This is a genomic window from Hydrogenophaga sp. PBL-H3, from assembly GCF_010104355.1.
In the GTDB taxonomy this organism is placed as follows: domain Bacteria; phylum Pseudomonadota; class Gammaproteobacteria; order Burkholderiales; family Burkholderiaceae_C; genus Hydrogenophaga.
Genome location: NZ_CP044972.1, coordinates 3334591 through 3356701 on the forward strand (window position 1 = coordinate 3334591; position 22111 = coordinate 3356701).

At 66.8% G+C, this 22111-nt stretch carries 23 protein-coding genes and 1 riboswitch; of the genes, 10 read left to right on the forward strand and 13 right to left on the reverse strand.

The genetic code is table 11. The features are described from left to right. Positions 1-215 precede the first annotated feature (215 nt). Entirely contained in the window at positions 216-518 is a 303-nt protein-coding gene (locus F9Z44_RS15485) for a c-type cytochrome (protein ID WP_201449973.1), read from the forward strand. A gap of 10 nt (positions 519-528) precedes the next feature. Beyond that, positions 529-1803: an NAD(P)/FAD-dependent oxidoreductase gene (locus F9Z44_RS15490; RefSeq protein WP_159607611.1), complete on the forward strand. Its 1275-nt coding sequence runs from the start codon at positions 529-531 to the stop codon at positions 1801-1803. A 92-nt stretch (positions 1804-1895) separates the two neighbouring features. On the opposite strand, the gene F9Z44_RS15495 is transcribed toward F9Z44_RS15490, so the two are convergent. The 7 genes from F9Z44_RS15495 to F9Z44_RS15525 all read right to left on the reverse strand — a co-directional run bounded on the left by F9Z44_RS15495 (position 1896) and on the right by F9Z44_RS15525 (position 9558). Then, positions 1896-2849 carry a formylglycine-generating enzyme family protein gene (locus tag F9Z44_RS15495; protein ID WP_236574157.1) on the reverse strand — a complete coding sequence of 318 codons (954 nt, stop codon included), beginning with the start codon at positions 2847-2849 and terminating at the stop codon, positions 1896-1898. An 87-nt stretch (positions 2850-2936) separates the two neighbouring features. Beyond that, positions 2937-3974 (reverse strand): class II fructose-bisphosphate aldolase, encoded by a 1038-nt coding sequence (gene fba, locus F9Z44_RS15500; RefSeq protein WP_159607615.1) that lies wholly within the window; start codon positions 3972-3974, stop codon positions 2937-2939. 25 nt (positions 3975-3999) lie between these two features. Continuing rightward, positions 4000-4668: a phosphoglycolate phosphatase gene (locus tag F9Z44_RS15505; RefSeq protein ID WP_159607618.1), complete on the reverse strand. Its 669-nt coding sequence runs from the start codon at positions 4666-4668 to the stop codon at positions 4000-4002. Between the two features lie 100 nt (positions 4669-4768). Beyond that, on the reverse strand, positions 4769-6781 hold the full coding sequence (gene tkt / locus F9Z44_RS15510; protein ID WP_159607620.1) for a transketolase: 2013 nt from the start codon (positions 6779-6781) through the stop codon (positions 4769-4771). Positions 6782-6800: 19 nt separating this feature from the next. Next, positions 6801-7685: a phosphoribulokinase gene (locus F9Z44_RS15515; protein WP_159607622.1), complete on the reverse strand. Its 885-nt coding sequence runs from the start codon at positions 7683-7685 to the stop codon at positions 6801-6803. Between the two features lie 27 nt (positions 7686-7712). Beyond that, on the reverse strand, positions 7713-8804 hold the full coding sequence (locus tag F9Z44_RS15520; protein ID WP_159607624.1) for a class 1 fructose-bisphosphatase: 1092 nt from the start codon (positions 8802-8804) through the stop codon (positions 7713-7715). Positions 8805-8832: 28 nt separating this feature from the next. Next, on the reverse strand, positions 8833-9558 hold the full coding sequence (locus tag F9Z44_RS15525; RefSeq protein WP_159607626.1) for an HAD-IA family hydrolase: 726 nt from the start codon (positions 9556-9558) through the stop codon (positions 8833-8835). A gap of 73 nt (positions 9559-9631) precedes the next feature. On the opposite strand from F9Z44_RS15525, the gene F9Z44_RS15530 reads away from it, so the two are divergent. Further along, a complete protein-coding gene (locus F9Z44_RS15530) occupies positions 9632-10573 on the forward strand; it encodes a LysR family transcriptional regulator (RefSeq protein WP_159607628.1) in 942 nt (313 codons plus the stop codon). 152 nt (positions 10574-10725) lie between these two features. Next, positions 10726-10835: riboswitch (TPP riboswitch) on the forward strand. Positions 10836-10909: 74 nt separating this feature from the next. After that, on the forward strand, positions 10910-12235 hold the full coding sequence (locus F9Z44_RS15535) for a purine-cytosine permease family protein (protein WP_159607630.1): 1326 nt from the start codon (positions 10910-10912) through the stop codon (positions 12233-12235). Between the two features lie 20 nt (positions 12236-12255). On the opposite strand, the gene thiD is transcribed toward F9Z44_RS15535, so the two are convergent. After that, positions 12256-13107 carry a bifunctional hydroxymethylpyrimidine kinase/phosphomethylpyrimidine kinase gene (thiD, locus tag F9Z44_RS15540; protein ID WP_159607632.1) on the reverse strand — a complete coding sequence of 284 codons (852 nt, stop codon included), beginning with the start codon at positions 13105-13107 and terminating at the stop codon, positions 12256-12258. An 80-nt stretch (positions 13108-13187) separates the two neighbouring features. Here thiD and F9Z44_RS15545 point away from each other — a divergent pair, with 80 nt between their 5' ends. The 4 genes from F9Z44_RS15545 to F9Z44_RS15560 are packed head-to-tail and all read left to right on the forward strand — an operon-like array spanning position 13188 to position 16194. Then, positions 13188-14228, forward strand: coding sequence for an FAD-dependent oxidoreductase (locus F9Z44_RS15545; RefSeq protein WP_236574374.1), 1041 nt, complete (start codon positions 13188-13190; stop codon positions 14226-14228). Positions 14229-14234: 6 nt separating this feature from the next. Further along, on the forward strand, positions 14235-14432 hold the full coding sequence (thiS, locus tag F9Z44_RS15550) for a sulfur carrier protein ThiS (RefSeq protein WP_159607636.1): 198 nt from the start codon (positions 14235-14237) through the stop codon (positions 14430-14432). 17 nt (positions 14433-14449) lie between these two features. Further along, a complete protein-coding gene (locus tag F9Z44_RS15555; RefSeq protein WP_159608759.1) occupies positions 14450-15256 on the forward strand; it encodes a thiazole synthase in 807 nt (268 codons plus the stop codon). Further along, positions 15253-16194, forward strand: coding sequence for a thiamine phosphate synthase (locus F9Z44_RS15560; protein ID WP_159607638.1), 942 nt, complete (start codon positions 15253-15255; stop codon positions 16192-16194). Before F9Z44_RS15555 ends, F9Z44_RS15560 begins: the two co-directional genes overlap by 4 nt. 25 nt (positions 16195-16219) lie before the next feature. Here F9Z44_RS15560 and F9Z44_RS15565 read toward each other — a convergent pair whose 3' ends face one another. Both F9Z44_RS15565 and F9Z44_RS15570 read right to left on the reverse strand, forming a co-directional pair. Beyond that, positions 16220-16513 (reverse strand): GYD domain-containing protein, encoded by a 294-nt coding sequence (locus tag F9Z44_RS15565; RefSeq protein WP_159607640.1) that lies wholly within the window; start codon positions 16511-16513, stop codon positions 16220-16222. A gap of 179 nt (positions 16514-16692) precedes the next feature. Continuing rightward, on the reverse strand, positions 16693-17409 hold the full coding sequence (locus F9Z44_RS15570) for a Crp/Fnr family transcriptional regulator (RefSeq protein WP_442907202.1): 717 nt from the start codon (positions 17407-17409) through the stop codon (positions 16693-16695). A 298-nt stretch (positions 17410-17707) separates the two neighbouring features. Here F9Z44_RS15570 and F9Z44_RS23165 point away from each other — a divergent pair, with 298 nt between their 5' ends. Together F9Z44_RS23165 and F9Z44_RS15580 are read left to right on the forward strand one after the other, a co-directional pair. Continuing rightward, positions 17708-18346, forward strand: a complete 639-nt coding sequence (locus F9Z44_RS23165) for a glycine zipper 2TM domain-containing protein (RefSeq protein ID WP_159607642.1) — start codon at positions 17708-17710, stop codon at positions 18344-18346. Positions 18347-18457: 111 nt separating this feature from the next. Continuing rightward, complete coding sequence (locus tag F9Z44_RS15580) at positions 18458-18691, forward strand: SlyX family protein (protein WP_159607644.1); 234 nt, start codon at positions 18458-18460, stop codon at positions 18689-18691. Here F9Z44_RS15580 and F9Z44_RS15585 read toward each other — a convergent pair. From F9Z44_RS15585 to F9Z44_RS15595, 3 genes are read right to left on the reverse strand one after another with little or no spacing between them, the layout of a single operon-like run. Further along, entirely contained in the window at positions 18685-19482 is a 798-nt protein-coding gene (locus tag F9Z44_RS15585) for a metallophosphoesterase family protein (protein ID WP_159607646.1), read from the reverse strand. The two genes, F9Z44_RS15580 and F9Z44_RS15585, sit on opposite strands and share 7 nt — an antisense overlap. Next, on the reverse strand, positions 19479-20444 hold the full coding sequence (locus tag F9Z44_RS15590; protein WP_159607648.1) for a diacylglycerol/lipid kinase family protein: 966 nt from the start codon (positions 20442-20444) through the stop codon (positions 19479-19481). The genes F9Z44_RS15585 and F9Z44_RS15590 overlap by 4 nt, the downstream gene beginning before the upstream one ends. Beyond that, complete coding sequence (locus F9Z44_RS15595; RefSeq protein ID WP_159607650.1) at positions 20444-22051, reverse strand: gamma-glutamyltransferase family protein; 1608 nt, start codon at positions 22049-22051, stop codon at positions 20444-20446. Before F9Z44_RS15595 ends, F9Z44_RS15590 begins: the two co-directional genes overlap by 1 nt. Between the last annotated feature and the right edge of the window lie 60 nt (positions 22052-22111).

Here is a 22111-nt window from a genome sequence, read left to right on the forward strand (position 1 = left end):
GCGGTCTCGCCGCATCGATTATGCAACTATATTCGTGCTTGCTGATATTTGGATAGGTAGAAACCCGAGCAGGGTTTCCATGTCTTGGCGCAAGAAAACGCACGCCGTTACGATGCGTCACACCCACGAGCGATCACACCCAAAACCCGTTGTGTTTCAAGTGGCTGCTACAGTTTTGGATGCAACTTCCTTCAACCACCCTCCTGGAGACGACGATGGGGACATCAATGAAATGGCTGGCGGCCGCTGTGCTGTGCGCCTCGGCGGTCGGGGCGCAAGCCCAGGTCAACCAGATCCGCGTGTGGGCCGCGGCCTGCGCCAGCTGCCACGGCACCGATGGGCGCGCCCAACCCGGCATGGCCGCGCTGGCCGGTCGCAACCAGGCCGAGCTGCAGAAGATCCTGCTCGAATACAAGGCCGGCAACCGCCCCGCCACGCTGATGCACCAGATCTCCAAGGGTTACACCGACGAGCAACTGGGCCAGATCGCTGGCTATTTCGCCGCCCAGAAACCTTGAGGAGTCCGCCATGAAACGTCGTCAATTCGTACAAAGCATCGGCGCGGGTTCCGCACTGGCCGGCATGGGCCTCATGAGCGGCTGCGCCACAACATCCAGCAGCGCCAAGGTGGTGGTGGTCGGGGGTGGCTTCGGTGGCGCCACCGCCGCCAAATACGTGCGCATGTTCTCCAACAACAGCATCGACGTGACGCTGATCGAACCCAATGCGGCGTTTGTCTCGTGCCCCATGTCCAATCTGGTGGTGGGCGGTCACTCCACCTTGGCCGAGATCACCACGCCTTACAGCAACCTCAGCCAGCGCCACGGCGTGAAGGTGGTGCGCGACATGGTCGACAGCATCGACCCGGTGAAGCGCACAGTGAAGCTGGCCAGCGGGGGCGAACTGCCCTACGACCGCCTGATCCTCTCGCCCGGCATCGACTTCATGCCCACCCTGCCCGGCATGGCCAAAGCCGGCGCGGCCGAGAAGGTGCTGCACGCCTGGAAAGCAGGCCCGCAGACCACCGCCCTGCGCCAGCAGCTCGAAGCCCTGCCCGACGGCGGCACCTACGCCATCAGCATCCCGCTGGCGCCCTACCGCTGCCCTCCCGGCCCCTACGAGCGCGCGTGCATGGTGGCGAGCTACTTCAAGACCGCCAAGCCCAAGAGCAAGGTCGTGATCTTCGACGCCAACGACGACATCACCTCCAAGAAGGGCCTGTTCATGAAGGCCTGGGCCGACCACTACGCCGGCCTGATCGAATACCGGCCCAAGCACAAGCTGGTGGATGTGGACGCCGCCACCAACACCTTGAAGTTCGAGTTCAACGACGACTTCAAGGCCGGCGTGGCCAACGTGCTGCCCGACATGCGCGCAGGAAACATCGCGGTGAAGACCGGCCTGGCCACGGCCAACGCACGCTGGTGCGAGGTGGACTTCCTGACCTTCGAATCCAAGGCGCAGAAGAACATCCACGTGCTGGGTGATTCGATCCAGATCGCCCCGGCCATGCCCAAGTCGGGCCACATGGCCAACGCACACGGCAAGACCTGTGCTGCCGCCGTGGTCTCGCTGCTGCAAGGCCAGGAGCCCCCAGCCAACCCGCTCTACGCCAACACCTGCTACAGCTTCGTGACCGCCAAGGACGTGGTGCACGTGGCCAGCGTGCACAAATACGACGCCGAGAAAAAGACCATGGTGGCGGTGCCGGGTGCGGGCGGTTTGTCGAGCGCGGCGAGCGAGCTCGAAGGCGCTTACGCCAAGGCCTGGGCGCGCAACATCTGGGCGGATTCACTGGCTTGATGCCCACTTTGGCTTCGCCATGAAAAACGCCCCGGACCACCGGGGCGTTTTGCTTTGGAACCGTGGCCCTGGCTTGGGTTCACCCCCATCGATCACGGCGCAAGCTCGCGGACCAAGCGGATGCCCACGAGGGTGTAACGCGTTTGAACCGAGTTCCAGTTTCGGTACGAACACCGCGCATACAAAGACCACGTGTGCCATGAGCCCCCCCGGCGCACTTTCACGGACCCATCCGCCGGACCCGGCGGGTCGTCTCTGGAAGAGCGCGCGTAGTAGTCCTCTCCATACCAGTCCGACACCCACTCCCAGACATTGCCATGCATGTCGAAGAGACCCAAGGCGTTCGCTGCGTGTGAGCCCACGGGTGCGGTGAATGCGTGTCCATCACGGCCAGGCAGCGCACGGTCGCGCCAGGCCGGCCAGTTCACCGCGCTGTCCTGGTCGAACGTGTTGCCCACCCGGAGCAAGCCGGCGGGGTCATTGCCGTGCTGGTAACGGCCCGTGCCGCCCGCGCGGCACGCGTACTCCCACTCGGCCTCGGTGGGCAGGCGGTAGGTGCGGCCTTCCTGGAGGGACAGCCAGCGGGTCAGCGCGACCGCGTCGTTCCACGTGACATTGACAACAGGGTGATCATCCCCTTGCGCAAAGCCCGGGTTCTGCCATGAATACCTGGGCGATCGGCCCTCGAACGCGTCACCCCGGCTGCTGGTGGCGGGGTCGTAGGCAGGGTTGTAGCCATAGCCGCCGCTGCCATCTGCCACCGATTCCGGCACATGGCCAGAGCGCTGGAGGAAGCGCCGAAACTGGCCCACCGTGATCTCGTGCCGGCTCATTTCAAAAGCCTTCGTGATGCGAACGCGGTGCACCGGCGCTTCGTCCGTCAAGCCTTCGAAGCGGGAGCGCTCAAGCGCCGGATAGGCCTCTGCCAGCGCCTGCACCGACTCGTCGCTGCCCATCGAAAACTCGCCCGCGGGCACTTGCACGAACGAAATGCCCAACGAGTCGATGGCAGACGGCGGTGTGGCACAACCAGCGAGGAGCGCCATCCAGAGCATCGGTGTCCACCAGAGGGTCGGGGGTAAGCGTCGCGTCATTCCTGCCCATCGGGGTTGAGTGGTGTGTGGCGGTTGGCATCATGCGTACCGCGCAATCATTTTCTCCAGCGGCAGCGGCACGATCTTACCGGCCATGCCGGCGCAGCCGAAGGCCTGGAAGCGGGCCTGACAGATGTCTTTGGCGGCCACGGTCGCGTCCTTGAAGAACTTGCGCGGGTCGAACTCACCCGGGTTCTTCGCCATGGTGCGGCGCATGGCGCCGGTCATGGCCAGGCGGATGTCGGTGTCGATGTTGACCTTGCGAACGCCGCTTTTGATGCCACGCACGATTTCTTCCACCGGCACGCCGTAGGTTTCCTTGATGTCGCCACCGTGTTCGCGAATGATGGCCAGCCACTCCTGCGGTACGCTGCTCGATCCGTGCATCACCAGGTGCGTGTTGGGGATGGCCTGGTGGATCGCAACGATGCGGTCCATGGCCAGGATGTCCCCGGTGGGTGGGCGGGTGAATTTGTAGGCGCCGTGGCTGGTGCCGATGGCAATGGCGAGCGCGTCCACGCCGGTCTGCGCCACGAAGTCCTTGGCCTGCTGCGGGTCGGTCAGCATCTGGTCGTGGGTGAGCTGGCCCTCGGCGCCCACGCCGTCTTCTTCACCGGCCTCGCCGGTTTCCAGCGAACCCAGGCAACCCAGTTCGCCTTCCACCGACACGCCCACCGCGTGCGAGAACTTCACCACCTCGCGCGTCACGGACACGTTGTAGTCGTAGCTCGCGGGGGTCTTGGCGTCCTCCATCAGCGAGCCGTCCATCATCACGCTGCTGAAGCCGCTGCGGATGGACTGCTGGCACACGGCCGGTGTGGCGCCGTGGTCCTGGTGCATCACGATAGGGATGTGCGGGTACATCTCGATAGCGGCCTCCACCATCTTGCGCAGAAACGGCTCACCCGCGTACTTGCGTGCCCCGGCGCTGGCCTGCAGGATCACCGGCGCATTGCTCGCGTCGGCCGCCTGCATGATGGCCTGGATCTGCTCCAGGTTGTTCACGTTGAACGCAGGCACGCCGTAGTGGTGTTCGGCGGCGTGGTCGAGCAGTTGGCGAAGCGCAATGAGGGCCATGGGGTTCCTTCAGAAGGCAGATGGTTCAGTTCAGCAAAGCGGAAAAATCGGCGATCACGCGGTCCGGGTTGCAGGCCTCGATGGGCTCGCCCATGTTGTAGCCATAGGGCAGCGCCCACACGCTCACGCCGGCGTTGCGCGCCGTGGCCACGTCGATGGACGAATCGCCCACAAACAGCGCGCGTTCGGCCTTCACGCCGAAGCGTTGCAGGCAGTCGTGCACGGCAGCGGGGTTGGGTTTTTTCACCATCAAGGTGTCGCCGCTGATCACGCGGTGAAACATCGGCGCGAGCTGGTGCGCGTCCAGCACGGTCTGGGTGTAACGGCCTTCCTTGTTGGTCACCACGGCGAGCTTCACACCCGCGTCTTTCAACACCTGCAAGGTCTCTCGCACCTGCGGGTAGAGGTGGCTGCGCGTGCCGCAGCGCTGCTGGTAATGACCGCCAAACGCGGCCTCGATGGTGGGGAAGTCGGCGCTGTGGCGCACCACGTCGGTGGTGGTGTGGCGCCGGTCGGCCAAGGCCGAAATGAGCAGCTCGCGCGTGCCGTGACCGATCCAGTCGTTCACCTGGGTTTGCGTCACGGCGTGCAGGCCGAACTGCACCAGCGTGTCGTTGACCGCGTCGGCGATCTCGGGCGCGGTTTCGATCAGCGTGCCGTCGAGGTCGAAGAGGATGAGGTCGTATTGGTTCATGAGAACGTCCAGGGTTTACCGTTCGCCCTGAGCCTGTCGAAGGGCTCACCAGCACAATGGCGCGAGGGCTTCGACAAGCTCAGCCCGAACGGGTTTTCTTTCATGCCAAAAGCCGTCGCACTTCTTCACACACCCGCTCGGTGGTGATGCCGAAGTGCGCGTACAGCGCCTTGGCAGGCGCCGATTCACCGAAGCTGGCGATGCCCACCACCGCGCCGCTGCGGCCCACGTACTTGCGCCAGAAATCGGGGTGCGCTGCTTCCACCGCCACCGTGGGCAGGTCCAGCGGCAACACGCTGTCCTGGTAGCTGCGCGGTTGCCGGTCGAACACGTTGGTGCAGGGCATGGAGACCACGCGGGTGTTGATGCCCTCGGCGGCGAGCGCGTGGTGCGCTTCCATGGCGAGCGACGTTTCGGAGCCGGTGGCCACGATGACGGCCCGTGGGTTCGCGCCCTCGGCCAGCACGTAGCCGCCCTGGCGGATCTTCTCCACCATGGCCACCTCGGTCAGGCGCGGCAGATTCTGGCGCGAAAGGCACAGCGCGCTCGGGCCGTCCCGCCGCTCGATGGCGCTGGCCCAGGCCACGGCGGTCTCCAGCCCGTCGGCCGGGCGCCACACATCGAGCTGCGGAATGATGCGCAGGCTGGGCACGTGCTCCACCGACTGGTGGGTGGGCCCGTCTTCACCCAGACCGATGCTGTCGTGCGTGAACACGTGAATGACGCGCAGCTTCATGAGTGCGGCCATGCGGATGGCGTTGCGGCTGTAGTCGCTGAAGGTGAGGAAGGTGCCGCCGTACGGAATGTGGCCGCCGTGCAGCGCCATGCCGTTCATGACAGCGGCCATGCCGAATTCGCGCACGCCGTAGCTCAGGTGGTTGCCCCAGCGGTCGCGCCCGGCTTTCACGCAGCCCTTGAAGTTGGTGAGGTTGGAGCCGGTGAGGTCGGCGCTGCCACCAAAGAACTCGGGCACCAGGGTGTTGAGCGCGTCCAGTGCGTTCTGGCTCGCCTTGCGCGTGGCCACCGCATCCAGCTTGGCGGCCACGCCTTCAAACACCTGGGCCAGCGCGGGCGCAAAGCTGGCGTGCAGCTCGCCGGCCATGCGGCGTTCGAACTCGGCCGCCTCGTTCGGGTACTCGGCGCGGTAGGCTTCAAAACGACGCTGCCACTCGGCTTCCATCGCCTGCCCGCGGTCCACCGCGTGCCAGGCCAGCGCCACGTCGGTGGGCACCTCGAACGGCGGTGCGGTCCAGCCCAATGCGTCGCGCGTGGCCTGCACCTCGGCCGCTCCCAGCGCAGCGCCGTGCACATCGTGCGTGCCGGCCTTGTTGGGCGAGCCCTGGCCGATCACGGTCTGGCAGCAGATCAGCGTGGGTTTGCCGTCGGGGCGGCGCGCCTGCTCTTGGGCCGCAATGAGCGCGAGCTCCACCGCTGTCGGGTCGTGGCCATTCACCTTCGGGATCACGTACCAGCCGCAGGCCTCGAAGCGCTGCGGCGTGTCGTCGGTGAACCAGCCTTGCACATGGCCGTCGATGGAGATGCCGTTGTCGTCGTAGAAGGCGATCAGCTTGGACAGGCGCAGGGTGCCCGCCAACGAACACGCCTCGTGGCTGATGCCTTCCATCAGACAACCGTCGCCGAGAAACGCGTAGGTGAGGTGGTCCACCACGGCGTGTCCTGGCCGGTTGAATTCGCTGGCCAGTTGTTTCTCGGCCAGCGCCATGCCCACCGCGTTGCCGATGCCCTGGCCCAGCGGGCCGGTGGTGGTTTCCACACCTGGTGTCACACCCACCTCGGGGTGGCCGGCGGTCTTGCTGTGCAGCTGGCGGAAGGCCTTGATCTCGCTCATCGGCAGGTCGTAGCCGGTGAGATGCAGCAGCGCGTAGATCAGCATGGATCCGTGGCCGTTGGAGAGCACGAAACGGTCGCGGTCGGGCCAGTGGGGGTTGGCGGGGTTGTGGCGCAGGTGGCGGTTCCACAGCACCTCGGCGATGTCGGCCATGCCCATGGGCGCACCGGGGTGGCCGCTCTTGGCCCGTTCCACCGCGTCCACCGCGAGCATGCGGATCGCGTTGGCCATCTGGCGGGCGAGTTCGGGCGACGGGTTCTTCATGTTTGTGTTCCCGTCGCTTTCAGACCAGTCCCATGGCTCTCTTCTTGCGCTCCACCATGCGCCAGATGAAGGGCGTGAAGATCAGCTGCATCGCCAGTTCCATCTTGCCGCCGGGCACCACGATGGTGTTGGCGCGGCTCATCATGGAGCCGTTGATCATGTTGAGCAGGTATTGGAAGTCGATGCCCTTGGGCTTGGCGAAACGGATCACCACCATGCTCTCGTCGGCGGTGGGCACGTCGCGCGAGATGAAGGGGTTGCTGGTGTCCACGATGGGCACGCGCTGGAAGTTCACGTGCGTGTGCTGGAACTGCGGGCAGATGTAGTTCACATAGTCGGGCATGCGGCGCAATATCGTGTCGGTCACCGCGTCGGCGCTGTAGCCGCGCATGTTCTTGTCGCGCCAGAGTTTCTGGATCCATTCGAGGTTGATCACCGGCACCACACCCACCAGCAGGTCGGGGTATTGCGCCACGTCCACCTCGGGCGTGACCACCGCGCCGTGCAGGCCTTCGTAGAACAGCATGTCGGTTTTCTCGGGCAGCGTTTCCCAGGCGGTGAAGGTGCCCGGCTCCTGCTGGTAGGGCGCGGCTTCCTCGGTGTTGTGCAGGTACTTGCGGCTCTTGCCGGCGCCGGTGGCGCTGTAGGTCTTGAACAGGCTTTCGATCTCGTCGAACAAATTGGCCTCGGCACCGAAGTGGCTGAAGTTCAGGTTGCCGGCTTGCTCGGCCTCGGCCATCTTGAGCTTCATCTCCTTGCGATCAAAGCGGTGGTAGCTGTCGCCTTCGATGATGGCGGCGCTCACCCCTTCGCGGCGGAAGATGTTCTGGAAGGTGCGTGTGACGGTGGAGGTTCCGGCGCCGCTGGAGCCTGTGATCGCGATGATGGGGTGACGCTCTGACATGGGTTCTCCTCGCTTGTTGTTCTGTGCTCAGTCGCGGAACAGGGAGCGCTCGGCGAACAGCGGGTTGCTGTCGCCCTTGAAGGTCTGCGGTTCGGCGTGGTAGCGCTCAATGCGCTCGACTTCGCGCTTCGAGCCGAAGACGAGGCCAATGCGCTGGTGCAACTCGGTGGGCTGCACGCCCAGCATGGGCTCGCGCCCGGTGCTGGCGCGTCCGCCGGCTTGTTCCATCAGCATGCCCACCGGGTTGGCTTCGTACAGCAGGCGCAGGCGGCCGGGCTTGCTGGTGTCCTTGGTGTCGCGCGGGTAGAGGAACACACCGCCACGCATGAGGATGCGGTGAGCCTCCGCCACCATGCTGGCGATCCAGCGCATGTTGAAGTCCTTGCCACGTGGCCCGGTTTTGCCGGCCAGGCATTCGTCCACGTAGCGTTTGACGGGCGCCTCCCAGAAACGGCTGTTCGACGCGTTGATGGCGAACTCGTGCGTGTCGTCCGGAATGCGGATGTGCGGGTGCGTGAGCTTGAATTCGCCGAGGTTGGGGTCGAGGGTGAAGCCATGCACGCCACTGCCCACAGTGAGCATGAGCATGGTGGTGGGGCCATAAAGCGCGTAGCCCGCAGCCACTTGCTGCGTGCCGGGTTGCAGGAAGTCGTCAACCGTCAACGCGCGGTCTTCGTCCACCACGGCCTGCGGCGCGCGCAACACACTGAAGATGCTGCCCACCGACACGTTCACGTCGATGTTGCTCGAACCATCGAGCGGATCGAACACCAGCAGGTATTTGCCGCGCGGGTACTCGGGCGGGATCGGATACGGCTGCTCCATCTCTTCCGACGCCATGCCCGCGAGGTGCCCGCCCCACTCGTTGGCGCGGATGAACATGTCGTTGCTGATCACGTCGAGCTTCTTCTGTGTCTCGCCCTGCACGTTGACGCTGTCGCCCCCGCCGTGGTTGCCCAGCATGTCGCCCAGCGCGCCGAAGGCCACGCTGCGCGCGATCGCCTTGCAGGCCAGCGCCACGTCAAGGATCAGCGCGTTGAAATCGCCACTGGCGGCGGGGAAACGGCGTCGCTCCTCGATCAGGAACTGGGTCAGGGTGGAGCGTCTGGACAAGGGCATGGCGATCTCTCGTTGTTGTGTTCACGGCTCAGGCCTTGCTGGCGCTGCCCTGGGCATGCCATTCGCGCAATTGCGCCAGCCCGACCGCCCCGAGGTCGGGCACGACGCGCAGCGCGCCGCTGAAATCGTGATGGGCTGTGAAACTGTTGGGCGTGATGACGGTGCCAAGCCCGGCGGCCGTGGCCGAGCGCAAGCCGTTGGCCGAATCCTCGAACGCCAGGCAGCGCGAGGCCGGAAGGCCCATGTCGCCCAGCACCTGCAGGTACACCTGCGGATGCGGTTTTTTGACCGGCGACGACGACGCATCACCCACCGCCAGGAAATGGCTGCGCCAGTCGGCCCCCACGGCTGCGCGCAGCAGGGCTGCGATGTTGACCGGCGAAGTGGTGGTGGCGATCGCCAGGCCCAAACCCTGGTGAAGGGCCTCGTTCATCAGCGCCAGCACACCGGGACGCAGCTGCACCGCGCCGTTGTTCACGGCGTTCTCGTAATACGCCGTCTTGATCTCGTGCAGGCGGGCGATGGTGGCCTGCACGGCCCCTGCACTCACCTCTTTCATGCCGGCGTTCACCGTGCGCCAGTGGTGCGCCATGCGCTCCTTGCCACCCGAAATTTCCAGCAACCGGGTGTAGAGCGCGGTGTCCCAATGCCAGTCCAGGCCCTCCTGGGTGAATGCGTGGTTGAAGGCCGCCAGGTGCACGCTTTCCGTGTCTGCCAGGGTACCGTCGACATCAAAAATCAGGGCTTTGAGCATGCAACCCACTGTAGAGACGCCATCAAACAAGGTAAATTCACGATTCGTTGAACTTCGATTAAGTTAAACCTGAATGAAGAACGCCACCTTCCGCCAGCTGCGCGTGTTCAACGAAGTCGCGCGTCACCTCAGTTTTGCCCGCGCCGCCGAGGTCCTGCACCTCACGCCGCCGGCCGTGACCATGCAGATCAAGGAGCTGGAAGGGCACGTGGGTCTGCCCCTCTTTGACCGGCGCGGTCGCGTGGTGTCGCTGACCACGGCGGGCGAGTACATGCTGGTCTACGCACGCAAGGTTCTGGCCACGCTCAAGGATGCCGAGGACGCCGCTGCACGCCTGCAGCGCCTGGAGGTGGGCACGCTGACCATCGGCATGGTGAGCACGGCCAAGTACTTCCTGCCACGCCTGCTGGCGGAGTTCCAGCGCGACCATGCGGGCATCGAAATCAAGCTGGCGGTGGGCAACCGCGAGCAACTGGTGAAGATGTTGCACGGCAACGAGGTGGACATCGCCATCATGGGCCGCCCACCCAACGAACTGGCCACGCGTGCCGAGCCCTTTGCCGCGCACCCCCATGTGTTCGTTGCACCCACCGACCACCCGCTGCTCAAGGTCGGCCACCCCACGGTGGATTCGCTCAAGCCTTACGGCTTCATCCTGCGCGAGCGCGGTTCGGGCACACGCGCGGCCCTCGAACAATTTCTTGAGCGCACGCACACGCAGCCGCGTGTGGTGATGGAGATGTCCAGCAACGAGACCATCAAGCAGGCGGTGATGGCCGGCATGGGCATCAGCTTCCTGTCGCTGCACACCATCGGCCTGGAGCTGGAACACCAGCTGATTGCGGTGCTCGATGTGGAAGGCAGCCCGGTGGTGCGGGGCTGGAACGTGGTGCACACGCTCTCCAAACTGCTGTCGCCCGCGGCCGAGTCTTTCCGCTACTTCATGCTGGAGCGCGCCGAGCGTTTTCTGGCCGACGAGTACGGTCGGTTCATGCGGTTGACGCCGGCCGGGTAGCTGGAGCCCCCACGCTCCCCCGCTGCGCGCGGTCCGCTGCCCCCCCCGAGGGGGCTGATCCGCCTTGGGGCGGCCCGGCGGCGGATCTGGAGCCCCCACGCTCCCCCGCTGCGCGTGGTCCGCGCTCGTATACTCCACCCCGTGCCGCAATGCACATCCGCTAGGGGTGTTGTGCCCGGGTTTTGCGCCCGGGCGTGACTGAGAAAGTCCCTTTGAACCTGATTGAGGTAATCCTCGCGCAGGGAAGCAGGCCGATACCGTCCCACACCGTCGCGCAGCGCTTGGCGGGACGCATCCGGCCCAGCCCACCTGCCTCAACTTGCATGGAGCAAATTGATGGCATCCGACCATTCCCATTCCGCAACCGCCCGACCGGCCAACCTGGCCCTCACTCCCGTGCCGCCAGGTGATCGGGTGTTCCATTTCCACGAACACGCCGCGCTCTGGTTCAGCCTGGGCACAGGCCTGCTCGTCATGCAGATCGGGGCCTACCTGGTGCCCGCCGTGGGCACACAAGACGCGCTCATCGCCATCGTGCTGGGTTCGCTCATCGGAGCCGGCCTGCTGGCCTGGACCGCGCGGCTGGGCTGCCAGACGGGGCTGGCCAGCGCCGGCCTGATGCACGCCACTTACGGCAGCGCGTTCGCGCGCCTGCCGGTGCTGCTCAACATCGCGCAGCTCGTGGGCTGGACCACGTTCGAGCTGGTCATCATGCAAGAGGGCACGGTGGCCATCCTCAAGCAGGCGCTGGGTGCTGCACCCGGTGGCGTGCTCGATGGCTCAGGAGGCAAGCTGCTGGCCACGCTGCTCTGGGGCGGGGTGCTGATCGCGCTCATGGCCGGCTCCATGCTCACGCTGGTGCGCCGCTTCGTGAGCCGCTTCGGCCTGCCGCTGGTGATCGCCTCACTAGCCTGGCTCACCTGGCAGTTCGGCACGCGCCTGCAGGCACAGGGTTTCGACGCCTTCTGGAGCCGCCCCGGTGCGGGTGGCATGGGCCTCTTTTCCGCCATGGACCTGGTGATCGCCATGCCCGTGTCGTGGCTGCCGCTGGTGGCCGACTACGCGCGCCACGGCAAACGCACGGCTTCCACCCTGGGTGGCACCTGGCTGGGCTACGCGCTGGCCAACATCTGGTGCTACGCGCTGGGTGTGCTGGTGGTGAGCACGGTGGAGCCGGGCACCAACCTGGTCGGCGCATTGCTGCTGGCCCAGGGCGGCCTGATCGCACTCGGCCTGATCCTGCTGGATGAAATGGACAACGCCTATGGCGACGCGCACTCGGGCGCGGTCTCGGTGCACAGCCTGCGCCCGCGCTGGAGCATCCGGCGCGCTGGCCTCGCGTTTGCCGCGGTGTGCACGGTGTTCGCGCTGCTGCTGCCGATCCATGCGATCGAGCCCTTCCTGTTGCTGCTGAGCTCGGTGTTCGTTCCGCTGTACGGCGTGATCCTGGGCCGGCTGGGCGCGGGCCACGCGCTCGGTGAAAAACGCTCGGTGGACTGGAGTGCTGCCGCGCTGTGGGTGCTGGGCATCGCCTGCTACCACCTGCTGGCCAAGTTCGCACCGCAACTCGGTTCGGCCCTGCCCACCCTGGCCCTGACCTTCACCCTGGCCGCCCTCTCGCGGCCCGGCAAGGCCAGTGGCCTCAACCCGGCCCGGGCCTGATGCTCAAGCCGCGCCGTGCTTCAAACCCGAGGGCGCTTGAACTGCGCCACGGGCGCGAAGCCGTGGTTCAAGGGGCCGTGGCCTGCACCGGTGTACACGTCCGCACCACCCTCGATCGCCTGCAGGATGTACTGGCGCGCCTTCGCCACAGCACGCTCCAGAGGCTCGCCGAGCGCGAGGTAGGCCGCGACAGCCGACGAGAGCGTGCAGCCCGTTCCGTGTGTGTTGCGGCTTTCGATGCGCGCAGAAGCGAACCGCTGCATGGAGCCGGAACCGGTCACCAACAGATCGGCCACCTCGGCTCCCGGCAGGTGCCCGCCTTTGAGCAACACGGCCGGAGCCCCCATGGCGAGCAGGTCGCGCGCAGCGGCTTCGAGTTCGTGCGCGGCGTTGATCGGGCGGCTGAGCAACAAGGCGGCTTCGTCGAGGTTGGGCGTGACCAACGTGGCCAGCGGAAACAGCTCGTCGATCAGCACCTGCACCGTGTCGGGGGTGATGAGTCGGTCGCCGCTGGTCGCCACCATCACCGGGTCGAGAACGACCTGTTTCACACCGTATTGCCGCAGCGCCCAGGCCACTGTTCGCACCGTCTCGGGCGCGTGCAACATGCCGATCTTCACCGCGTCCACGCCGATGTCGTCGAACACCGCGCACAGCTGCGCCTTGAGCATCTCGGGCGGGATGGCATGGATGCCGGTCACGCCCAGCGTGTTCTGAGCGGTGATGGCGGTGATGGCCGTCATGCCGTAGCAGCCCAGTGCCGCGAAGGTTTTCAGATCGGCCTGGATGCCGGCACCGCCGCCGCTGTCGGAGCCGGCGATGGACAGGACGCGCGTGTAGCGCAGGGGTTCGCTGTGGGCTTGGCTTTGCATGGCGCGGATTGTGGCAGCGCCCGGAGAGATTCGTGACGGTCGCAAAAAATTCCACTGCCGTGGTGCTTGGCGCCGGCCTCATGGGGCGCTTGCTGGCCTGCGCGCTGGCGCAGCGCGGCCACCGGGTGGAGGTGTTCGATGCTGGCGGGCCGCATGCTGAGAACGCGGCCGCGCGCGTGGCCGCAGCCATGCTTGCGCCACTGGCCGAATCGGCCGTGACCGAACTCCCGGTGGTGCGCATGGGTCAGCACGCGCTGGTCCGCTGGCCGCAATTGCTGGGTGGGCTGGAGCAGCCGGTTTTTTTCCAGCAGAGCGGCACGCTGGTGCTGTGGCACCGGCAGGACAGCGCCGAGGCCGAGCGCTTTTCGGGCCAGCTCGCGCGCACCTCGGCCGCCCTGCCCTCGCTACCGCAGGCGCAGCGCGTCAACGCCGATGCGCTGGCAACTTTGGAACCCGCCCTTGAACACCGCTTCGCGCAAGGTCTGTACCTGCCCGATGAAGGCCAGCTCGACAACCGAGAGCTGCTGGCGGCGCTCGCGCACCAGATGCAGACCCTCGGCGTGACCGTGCACTGGAACAGCCCACGCACACCCGACGACGTCGACCCGGGCCCGGGCGCCTGGCTGTTCGACTGCCGCGGCCTCGGCGCCCAGCCGCAGTGGAGCGCGCTGCGCGGCGTGCGCGGCGAGGTGGCGCGCGTGCACGCGCCAGGCGTGAGCCTCTCGCGCCCCACGCGCCTGCTGCACCCGCGCTACCCGCTCTACATCGCGCCCAAACCGGGCGGCATGTTCGTCATCGGTGCCACCGAGATCGAGTCCGACGACCTCTCGCCCGCGAGCGTGCGCTCCACCCTGGAACTGCTGAGCGCGGCCTACACCGTTCACCCCGGCTTTGGCGAAGCGCGCATCACCGAGCTGGGCGTGCAACTGCGCCCCACCCTGCCCGACAACCTGCCGGAAATCCGGCTGAGCGCACCGCGCCGCATGGCGATCAATGGCCTGTACCGCCACGGCTTTCTGATCGCACCGGCCATGCTCGATGCCGCCCTGCAGGCCATGGACAATGGACACTCCGCGCTGGCCGACCAATGGGGCCTGTCGCTCCAGAATGCTGCGCACTAACACCCCATGAACGTCCTGATCAACCACGAACCCCGCGAGCTGCCCGAGGGCGCCACGCTGGCCGACGCGCTGCGGGTGTGCGATCCGCCGGCCGTGTTTGCGGCCGCGGTCAACCTGCAGTTCGTGCCGCGCTCCACCTATGCGCAGCACGTGCTGTGTGAAGGTGATCGCATTGAAATCATCGCGCCCATCACCGGAGGCTGAGAAATACCGCCATGTACATGACCACCCCGATCTCGCACGACGACCCGCTGATCCTCTACGGCGAGGTGTTCCAGAGCCGCCTGATGCTGGGCACCTCGCGCTACCCCTCACCCGCCACGCTCGAAGCAGCCGCGCGCCGCGCGCAGCCCGCCATGCTCACCGCATCGCTGCGCCGCCAGGGCGCGGTGCAGCCCGAGGCTGGCGCGGCCTTCTGGAAACTGCTGCAAGACCTCGCCGTGCCGGTGCTGCCCAACACCGCCGGCTGCCACAGTGCGCAAGAGGTGATCACCACCGCGCAGATGGCGCGCGAGGTGTTCAACACGCCGTGGATCAAGCTCGAACTCATCGGCGACGACTACAGCCTGCAGCCCGACACGCTCAACCTGGTGGACTGCGCGCGCCAGCTGATCAACGACGGTTTCAAGGTGCTGCCCTACTGCACCGAAGACCTGGTGCTGTGCCAGCGCCTGGTCGATGTGGGCTGCCAGGCCGTGATGCCCTGGGCCGCGCCCATCGGCACCGGCCGTGGCCCGGTGAACCCTTACGCCATGCGCCTGCTGCGCGAGCGCCTGAAAGTGCCGCTGATCGTGGACGCCGGCCTGGGCCTGCCCTCGCACGCCTGCACCGTGATGGAGTGGGGCTTTGATGCCGTGTTGCTCAACACCGCGGTGGCGCTGGCGCAGTCGCCGGTGGACATGGCCGGCGCATTTGCCGACGCGGTGCGCGCCGGGCGCACCGCTTACCGCTCGGGCGCCATGCAGCAGCAGGACAGCGCCCAACCCAGCACCCCGGTGCTCGGCACCCCTTTCTGGCACCACCCATGATCGTCACCCGCAATCCCGTCCTGAATGTGGACATGAACGTGAAGGCGATGGCGCAGACCATCGTGCAGGCCCACCAGTCAGCACTGGCCTTGCCCGTCCCGCCGCAAGCGCAGGCCCTCAAGGGCGACGCGGACGACATGGTCTTTGCCGCCGCCTTGCTGGCCGGCCACGACCTGGGTTTTGTGCCGGCAGATGCGCTGTGCCTGGCCCAGGCCTGGTCCCGGCAGGCCTTGCGCACAGGTGAATTCCATCCCGAGCAATGGCCCACCGAACCGATCGATTTTGGTCTCGCACCCTGGCCGCGCCCAAATGCGTTTGCACCTTGCCCGGCCGCGCTCGGCCTCTACGCCGTGATGCCCGATGCCGCCTGGACCATCCACATGGCCCGCGCGGGTGTGCCCACCGTGCAGTTGCGTTTCAAGTCGATGGATGCGGCCGCCGTGCGCGCTGAGGTGTTCAGCGCCGTGGCCGGTGTTGAAGGCACCGGCGCACGCCTGTTCATCAACGACCACTGGCAGCTCGCCATCGAGGCCGGTGCTTACGGCGTGCACCTGGGCCAGGAAGACCTGCAGGCCATGACACCCGCGGGCCTGAAGGCCATCAAGGACGCTGGCCTGCGCCTGGGCCTGAGCACGCACGGCTACGCCGAGATGCTGATCGCCGACCAGCACAGCCCCAGCTACATCGCCATGGGCGCGGTGTTTCCCACCACCCTCAAACAGATGGCCACCGCGCCCCAAGGCACCGGTCGGCTCGCGGTTTATTCCAGGATGCTGCGCGACTACCCGCGCGTGGCCATCGGTGGCATCGACCTCGGCAAGCTGCCCGAGGTGTTGAAGGCCGACGTGGGTTCGGTCGGTGTCGTGCGCGCCCTGATGGCGGCAGACGACCTCGACGCGGCCGTGGCGACCTGGAACGCGGCACTCGCACCGGCCTGAGCGGTGCGCGCAACCGGGCGTCGCGTCAAGGCAGTTTGGCCAGGATCTTGTCCATGTCCCCGGCAGGGAAGGCGCGCATGGAGCGCGAGCGAACATTGCCCTGCATGGCGATGGCGAGGTTGAACGCGGTCAACGCGTGCTCATCCTCGGCCTCCAGCACACAGACCAGATCACAGTCACCCATGGTCCAGAAAATATCGCGCATGTTCACGCCGATTTTCTTGCCGGCCTCCTTCGCGGCGGCGGCCCGCCTGGTGGTGTCCTTGACGTTCTGAATGCCCTTGTCCGTGAAGCTCAACATACCGATGTAGGTGACCATCTTGTTCTCCTGTGTTGTTCACGGGGGATGGATCACAGAGGCAGCGCTGCCCCCGACGGCGTCGCCTCAGGTCATCTCGAGCGCAGCAGGGCTGTGGTGGGCGATGGCGACAAGGATGCTACGCCGACGGCCGGCAAAGGACAAGGCGACGCCAGGCCAAGCCGAATGCTTGAATGACCTCAGCTTGCCTCGCGCGCGGGCAGCAGGCGGTCGTATTCCTTTTTCACCGCCCGGTAGCACTCGCAGGTGCGGTGCTCCAGCCCCGGGCGGTCCAGCACCGAAATGTGGCCGCGCGCATAGCGGATGAGACCGGCGGCCTGCAGCTTGAGCGCCGCTTCGGTCACCCCTTCGCGGCGCACGCCCAGCATGTTGGCGATCAGCTCCTGCGTCATCACAAGATCGTTGCCGCGCAGGCGGTCCAGGCTGCGCAACAGCCAGCGGCAGAGCTGCTGGTCCAGCGAATGGTGACGGTTGCACACGGCCGTCTGGCTCATCTGTGCCATGAGCGCCTGGGTGTAGCGCATCATCAGGCGCAGCACCAGGCCCGAGCGCTCGCACTCGGACTTGATGACGTCGGCGCGCAGGCGGTAGCCCTGGCCGGCACTCTGAACCACCGCCCGACTCGGCATGGAACCGCCGGTCATGAAGGCGGACACGCCGACCACCCCCTCGAAGCCCACCACCGCTATTTCTGCGGAGGAACCGTTTTCCAGCACATAGAGCAGGGAGACGATGGCGCTGGTGGGAAAGTAAACGTGGTTGATGGGTGCGCCGGACTCGTAGAGCACCTTGCCCAAGGGCAGATCGATCCGCTCCAGCTGAGGCAACCAGCGCGACCACTCGGCGTCGGGCAACTGCTCCAGCAATTGGTTCTGGCGCGGATCGGGTGGGTTCAAGAGGATTCCTAGGCTGGGACCGAATGGCATGTGCACAGCTGCGCACACCGGTGATCCGGCTCAAGCATGGCACAGATCCGCTCGCGCGTCCTGACTTTGGTGAGGGGCGCTTTGCGATGCGCTGTCCAGCAACGCCGCTGATACACGACCGCACACAATTGTTGGCCCTTCTTTACCCACCAGATACCGCGCAAGTGGCACAACGCACAGACGGCGGCCTCACGATCCAACATCCTTCAACCCACGGGCCACCAGCAACGGCCTCCCGCCACCCGGCTGCCCTCCCCAGGAACACACCATGAAACACACGAACCAGCGCTCATCTCCCCTGCTGCGCCTCACGGCCCTGGCCACCTTGGCAGTGGTGGGCCTGGCCGGCTGCGCCGCACCTTATCCGGTTTACGAACAGCCGGTGTCACAAGCACCCCAGCCGGTCTATCAGTACCCCGGCCAATACCCACAAGCCCAGCAACAGCCCGACCGCCGCGACTACCGCCGCCGCAACCAGGAGCGCCTGTACGAAGCCGAAGTGACCTCGGTGCGCGCCGTGGTTGGCCCCAACAGCGGCCAGCGCTGCTGGATCGAGCGCGAAGAAGTGGTGCAGCAGCCCCAGCGCAACGTGCCCGGCGCCATCGCCGGCGCGCTGATCGGCGGCATCCTGGGCCACCAGATCGGCAACGGCAGCGGTCGCGACATCGCCACCGTGGGCGGCGCCGTGGCCGGCGCGGCCGTGGGCTCCAACGTGGGTCGCAGCGGATACGGCGGCCAGCCGCAGACACAGGAAGTGCAGCGCTGCACCCCGACGTCGGCCCGCTCGGCCCAGCCCGACTACTGGGACGTGACCTACACCTTCCGCAGTGTCGGCCACCGCGTGCAGATGACCTCGCCACCCGGTCGCACCATCCTGGTCAATGGCGACGGCGAACCGCGCACCTGATCGCCTGACCTCCGAACGCTGAAGAGATCCCCCCTTCCCCGCGCTGCAAGCAAGACCACGTCTTGCCGGCGCGGGTTTTTTTCGCCAGGGCGGATGCGGTCCAATAGCACCATGACCGAACCCAGCAACCACCCCAACGACACCGAGCAGCGCCTGACCGATCTGGAGATCAAGGTCAGCTACGCCGACGATTTGCTCGACACCCTGAACCAGCTGGTGGCCCGGCAGCAGGAGCAGATCGACCTGCTGCTGCGCGAAGTGAGCCGCCAGCGCCAGCGCGGCAGCGACGACGGCGTGTCAGCGGCGCCGCGCGACCCGCGCGACGAACTGCCACCGCACTACTGAGGCGCAGCGCGCTGCGGCGCGATGGGTGTGCTCACCGCGCACACGAAGGCACCCACGGCCGCTGAAAAATCCCATTGCTCCACCACGCAGCCGGTGGCCGCAGCCCACCGAACCAGGTTCACCGAGTTGGGCACGCCGCTGCGCACGCGGCTGGAAACCGCCGTGCCGGCCTGCACCGCCCACACCGGACGCGGCAGCCCCGGCAGCGGCATCACATAGGGCAGGTGGATGTGGCCGCCCATCACGAGATCGGCGCCGGCCTCGGCCCAGGCCAGTTGGGCGGCACGGTGGTTGTGCAGGCGGTCGGGCACATCCTCGGCGCGCATCACGTCAATGGGCTGGTGCACCACGACCACACGCAACTGCCCAGGCGTGGCCTTGCGCAGGCGCTCGGCCACCGCCTCGATCTGCGCGCCGGATACCTCGCCGTCTTTGTGGCGCCACGCGCGGGTGGTGTTCACGCCCACCACCAGCAGCTCGTGTGAGGCAAACACGGGGGCGAGGTCGGCACCGAAGGCCGCGCTGTAGCGCGCATGGGGCCGCACGACGCGGCTCCAGAGATCGAACAGCGCGATGTCGTGGTTGCCGGGCAGCGCGAGCAGCGGCGCACCGAGCCGGTCCATCACGGCGCGCGCATCGCGAAACTGATCGACGCGGGCGCGCTGGGTGATGTCACCCGAGAGCACCACGAGATCGGGGCGTGCCTGCGCGGCCAGCGCCACCAGCGCTTCGACCACAGACGCTCGTTCGGTGCCGAAGTGCGGGTCGGAGACCTGCAGAAGAACACTCATGCCTGAGCTTGCTTGAGCAGCCACAACGGCTGAGGCAGCACACGGATGGTCAGTGGCGAACGCATCCAGCCGACCTCCCCGTCGAAAGCCACCTTCACCTTGCGCCGACCCAGCAGCCGTGCGGGCTGGACCACCAGGCCGCGGCACACGAAGCGCTCGATGCCGCTGGCCTCGCCCAGCTGGCCCAGTGCACCGCGCAGCATGAGACCCACCATGGCCAGGGTGCCGACGGGCTTGAGGATGACGGCGGTGATGTGTCCGTCGGCGACCGCGCCCTCGTTGCTGCCTTCGGACCGCCCACCCGCGTCGCTCAGACCGAGCTGTTCCAGTTGCAGCCGGTTGTTGCCCACGAACAGCGTGAGCGTGCGCACGTCACGCACCTGCTGCTCCCATTCGATTGCCAGCCTGAGCCGGCGCTGCGCACGCAGCAGCGTGGCCATGCCGGCACCAAACGCCACGAGGCGGCTGCGGCCAAAGCGCCCTTTCCACGTTTCGCGGTCCTGCAGCAGGTCGGGGTACAGACCCAGGCTGGTGTTGACCAGGAACACCTGCTCGTTGATCGCCGAGACCTGCACCGGCTCGGGCCGTGCATCGAGCAGCCAGCGCAGCGCCTCCACGGTCTCGGTGGGCGCGCCGTGTTCGCGCGCGAAGTAGTTGAACGTCCCTTTGGGAATCACACCCATGGCACAGCCGGCGGCGTGGGCGGCCTGCGCCACGGTGTTGATGGTCCCGTCACCCCCGACCGCGACCACCGCCGAAGCCTCGGCCAGGGCCAGCGCGGCGGCCTTGCGCGCCACACCCGCCAGCTCGCCCGGTGATGCGAACAGCACGGTGCCGGTGCGCCCGGATTCGCGCAGCGCGCCCTCGATCACCTCGCGTGTGGCGTCGGCGTCGCCCTGACCCGCCTGACCATTGACCACAAACCGCAACGCCGATGCCGCGTTGAACAGGGGACGCTCCATCAGAAGCCAACTGCCTGACCGTCACGGCGCGAATCGCTCGCGGCCACATAGCCCTCTTCCATGTCGTCACCGAGGCGCCAGATGAACTGGCCGCTGCCGAAGTCCATGTAGGCGTCGGCGGCGGGCTCGAAGCGGTGCCCCAGGTTTTTCAGCCCCTGCAACAGCCCGGGCGCCATGGTGGGCTCGAAGTCCACATTCATGCCGGCGCCCACTTTCCAGCGCGGCGCGTCGCACGCGGCTTGCGGCTGCTGCCGGTGCGCGAGCATGCGCACCAGCGTCTGCACATGGCCCTGCGGCTGCATGTTGCCGCCCATCACGCCAAAGCTCATCTGCGGGCGGCCGTCTTTGGTGACGAAGCCCGGGATGATGGTGTGGAACGGCCGCTTGCCGCCGGCCACCTGGTTGGGGTGGCCCTCGGCCAGGGTGAAACCAAAGCCCCGGTTCTGCAGGCTCACTCCCACCGAGGGCACCACCACACCGCTGCCAAAGCCCATGTAGTTGGACTGGATCAGGCTGATCATCTGTCCGCTCTCGTCGGCCGCAGTCAGGTACACGGTGCCGCCGCGCGGCGGTGTGCCGTGTGCGAAGTCGCCAGCTTTGCCGGGCTGGATGAGCCGCGCGCGCTCGGCGAGGTACGCGTCGCTCAGCAGATCGGCTGCGCTCACCTCGCGCATGTGGCTGGCGTCGGCCACCCAGCGGTAGGTGTCGGCAAAGGCCAGCTTGATGGCCTCGATCTGCAGGTGCTGCGATTCGATGCTGTCCACCGGCAGGCGGGCAATGTCGAGGTGCTCCAACATGCCGAGCGCCATGAGCGCCGCGATGCCTTGGCCGTTGGGTGGGATCTCGTGCATGGTGTGGCCGGCAAAGTCTTTCTGGATCGGCGTCACCCACTCGGGGCGGTAGGCATCCAGGTCGGCCAGGGTCATGCTGCCCCCGTTCGCAGCCGCGTGGGCCACCAGCGCCTCGGCGATGTCGCCTCGGTAGTAGGCCTCGCCGCGCGTGTCGGCGATCTTGCGCAGCGTGGCGCCCGCAGCCTTGAAGGTGAAACGTTCGCCCGCGGTGGGGGCGCGGCCGCGCGGCATGAAGGCCTCGGCAAAGCCCGGCTGGTTTTTCAGGATGGGCACCTGACGCGCCCACTTGTCGGCGGTGATGCAGCCCACGCCGTGGCCGCGCTCGGCCAGCTCGATGGCGGGCTCCAGCAGGTCGGCAAACGGCAGTTTGCCGAACCGTTCGGACAAGGCCACCCAGCCCGCCACCGCGCCCGGTGTCGTGACCGAATCCCAGCCGCGCTGGGGCATCTCGCCGCCGTGGCGGCGCGCGAAGTAGTCGGTGTTCCAGGTGGCCGGTGCCACACCAGACGAGTTGAGGCCGTGCAGCTTCTCGCCGTCCCACAGGATCGCGAAGTTGTCGCTGCCCAGGCCGTTGGAGATGGGCTCGACGATGGTGAGCGCCGCCGCAGCGGCGATGGCCGCGTCCACCGCGTTGCCACCCTTGTGCAACATGCGCAGGCCGGCGGATGAGGCCAGTGGATGCGAAGTGGAAACGACGTTGCGCGCCATCACGGGGCTGCGCACGGTGGGATAGGGATTGGTCCAGTTGAAAGTCATGCCTTGGTGCCTTGTCCAGGTTGCGTCGAACAAGGCGCAGGATATTCGATGGGGCCCATC

What these genes read in the sequence shown, in the direction of transcription:
- F9Z44_RS15485 (WP_201449973.1), top strand. Translation starts at nt 216, where the DNA reads ATGGGGACATCAATGAAATGGCTGGCGGCCGCTGTGCTGTGCGCCTCG.
- F9Z44_RS15490 (WP_159607611.1), top strand. Translation starts at nt 529, where the DNA reads ATGAAACGTCGTCAATTCGTACAAAGCATCGGCGCGGGTTCCGCACTG.
- F9Z44_RS15495 (WP_236574157.1), bottom strand. Translation starts at nt 2,849, where the DNA reads ATGGCGCTCCTCGCTGGTTGTGCCACACCGCCGTCTGCCATCGACTCG.
- fba (WP_159607615.1), bottom strand. Translation starts at nt 3,974, where the DNA reads ATGGCCCTCATTGCGCTTCGCCAACTGCTCGACCACGCCGCCGAACAC.
- F9Z44_RS15505 (WP_159607618.1), bottom strand. Translation starts at nt 4,668, where the DNA reads ATGAACCAATACGACCTCATCCTCTTCGACCTCGACGGCACGCTGATC.
- tkt (WP_159607620.1), bottom strand. Translation starts at nt 6,781, where the DNA reads ATGAAGAACCCGTCGCCCGAACTCGCCCGCCAGATGGCCAACGCGATC.
- F9Z44_RS15515 (WP_159607622.1), bottom strand. Translation starts at nt 7,685, where the DNA reads ATGTCAGAGCGTCACCCCATCATCGCGATCACAGGCTCCAGCGGCGCC.
- F9Z44_RS15520 (WP_159607624.1), bottom strand. Translation starts at nt 8,804, where the DNA reads ATGCCCTTGTCCAGACGCTCCACCCTGACCCAGTTCCTGATCGAGGAG.
- F9Z44_RS15525 (WP_159607626.1), bottom strand. Translation starts at nt 9,558, where the DNA reads ATGCTCAAAGCCCTGATTTTTGATGTCGACGGTACCCTGGCAGACACG.
- F9Z44_RS15530 (WP_159607628.1), top strand. Translation starts at nt 9,632, where the DNA reads ATGAAGAACGCCACCTTCCGCCAGCTGCGCGTGTTCAACGAAGTCGCG.
- F9Z44_RS15535 (WP_159607630.1), top strand. Translation starts at nt 10,910, where the DNA reads ATGGCATCCGACCATTCCCATTCCGCAACCGCCCGACCGGCCAACCTG.
- thiD (WP_159607632.1), bottom strand. Translation starts at nt 13,107, where the DNA reads ATGCAAAGCCAAGCCCACAGCGAACCCCTGCGCTACACGCGCGTCCTG.
- F9Z44_RS15545 (WP_236574374.1), top strand. Translation starts at nt 13,188, where the DNA reads ATGGGGCGCTTGCTGGCCTGCGCGCTGGCGCAGCGCGGCCACCGGGTG.
- thiS (WP_159607636.1), top strand. Translation starts at nt 14,235, where the DNA reads ATGAACGTCCTGATCAACCACGAACCCCGCGAGCTGCCCGAGGGCGCC.
- F9Z44_RS15555 (WP_159608759.1), top strand. Translation starts at nt 14,450, where the DNA reads ATGACCACCCCGATCTCGCACGACGACCCGCTGATCCTCTACGGCGAG.
- F9Z44_RS15560 (WP_159607638.1), top strand. Translation starts at nt 15,253, where the DNA reads ATGATCGTCACCCGCAATCCCGTCCTGAATGTGGACATGAACGTGAAG.
- F9Z44_RS15565 (WP_159607640.1), bottom strand. Translation starts at nt 16,513, where the DNA reads ATGGTCACCTACATCGGTATGTTGAGCTTCACGGACAAGGGCATTCAG.
- F9Z44_RS23165 (WP_159607642.1), top strand. Translation starts at nt 17,708, where the DNA reads ATGAAACACACGAACCAGCGCTCATCTCCCCTGCTGCGCCTCACGGCC.
- F9Z44_RS15580 (WP_159607644.1), top strand. Translation starts at nt 18,458, where the DNA reads ATGACCGAACCCAGCAACCACCCCAACGACACCGAGCAGCGCCTGACC.
- F9Z44_RS15585 (WP_159607646.1), bottom strand. Translation starts at nt 19,482, where the DNA reads ATGAGTGTTCTTCTGCAGGTCTCCGACCCGCACTTCGGCACCGAACGA.
- F9Z44_RS15590 (WP_159607648.1), bottom strand. Translation starts at nt 20,444, where the DNA reads ATGGAGCGTCCCCTGTTCAACGCGGCATCGGCGTTGCGGTTTGTGGTC.
- F9Z44_RS15595 (WP_159607650.1), bottom strand. Translation starts at nt 22,051, where the DNA reads ATGACTTTCAACTGGACCAATCCCTATCCCACCGTGCGCAGCCCCGTG.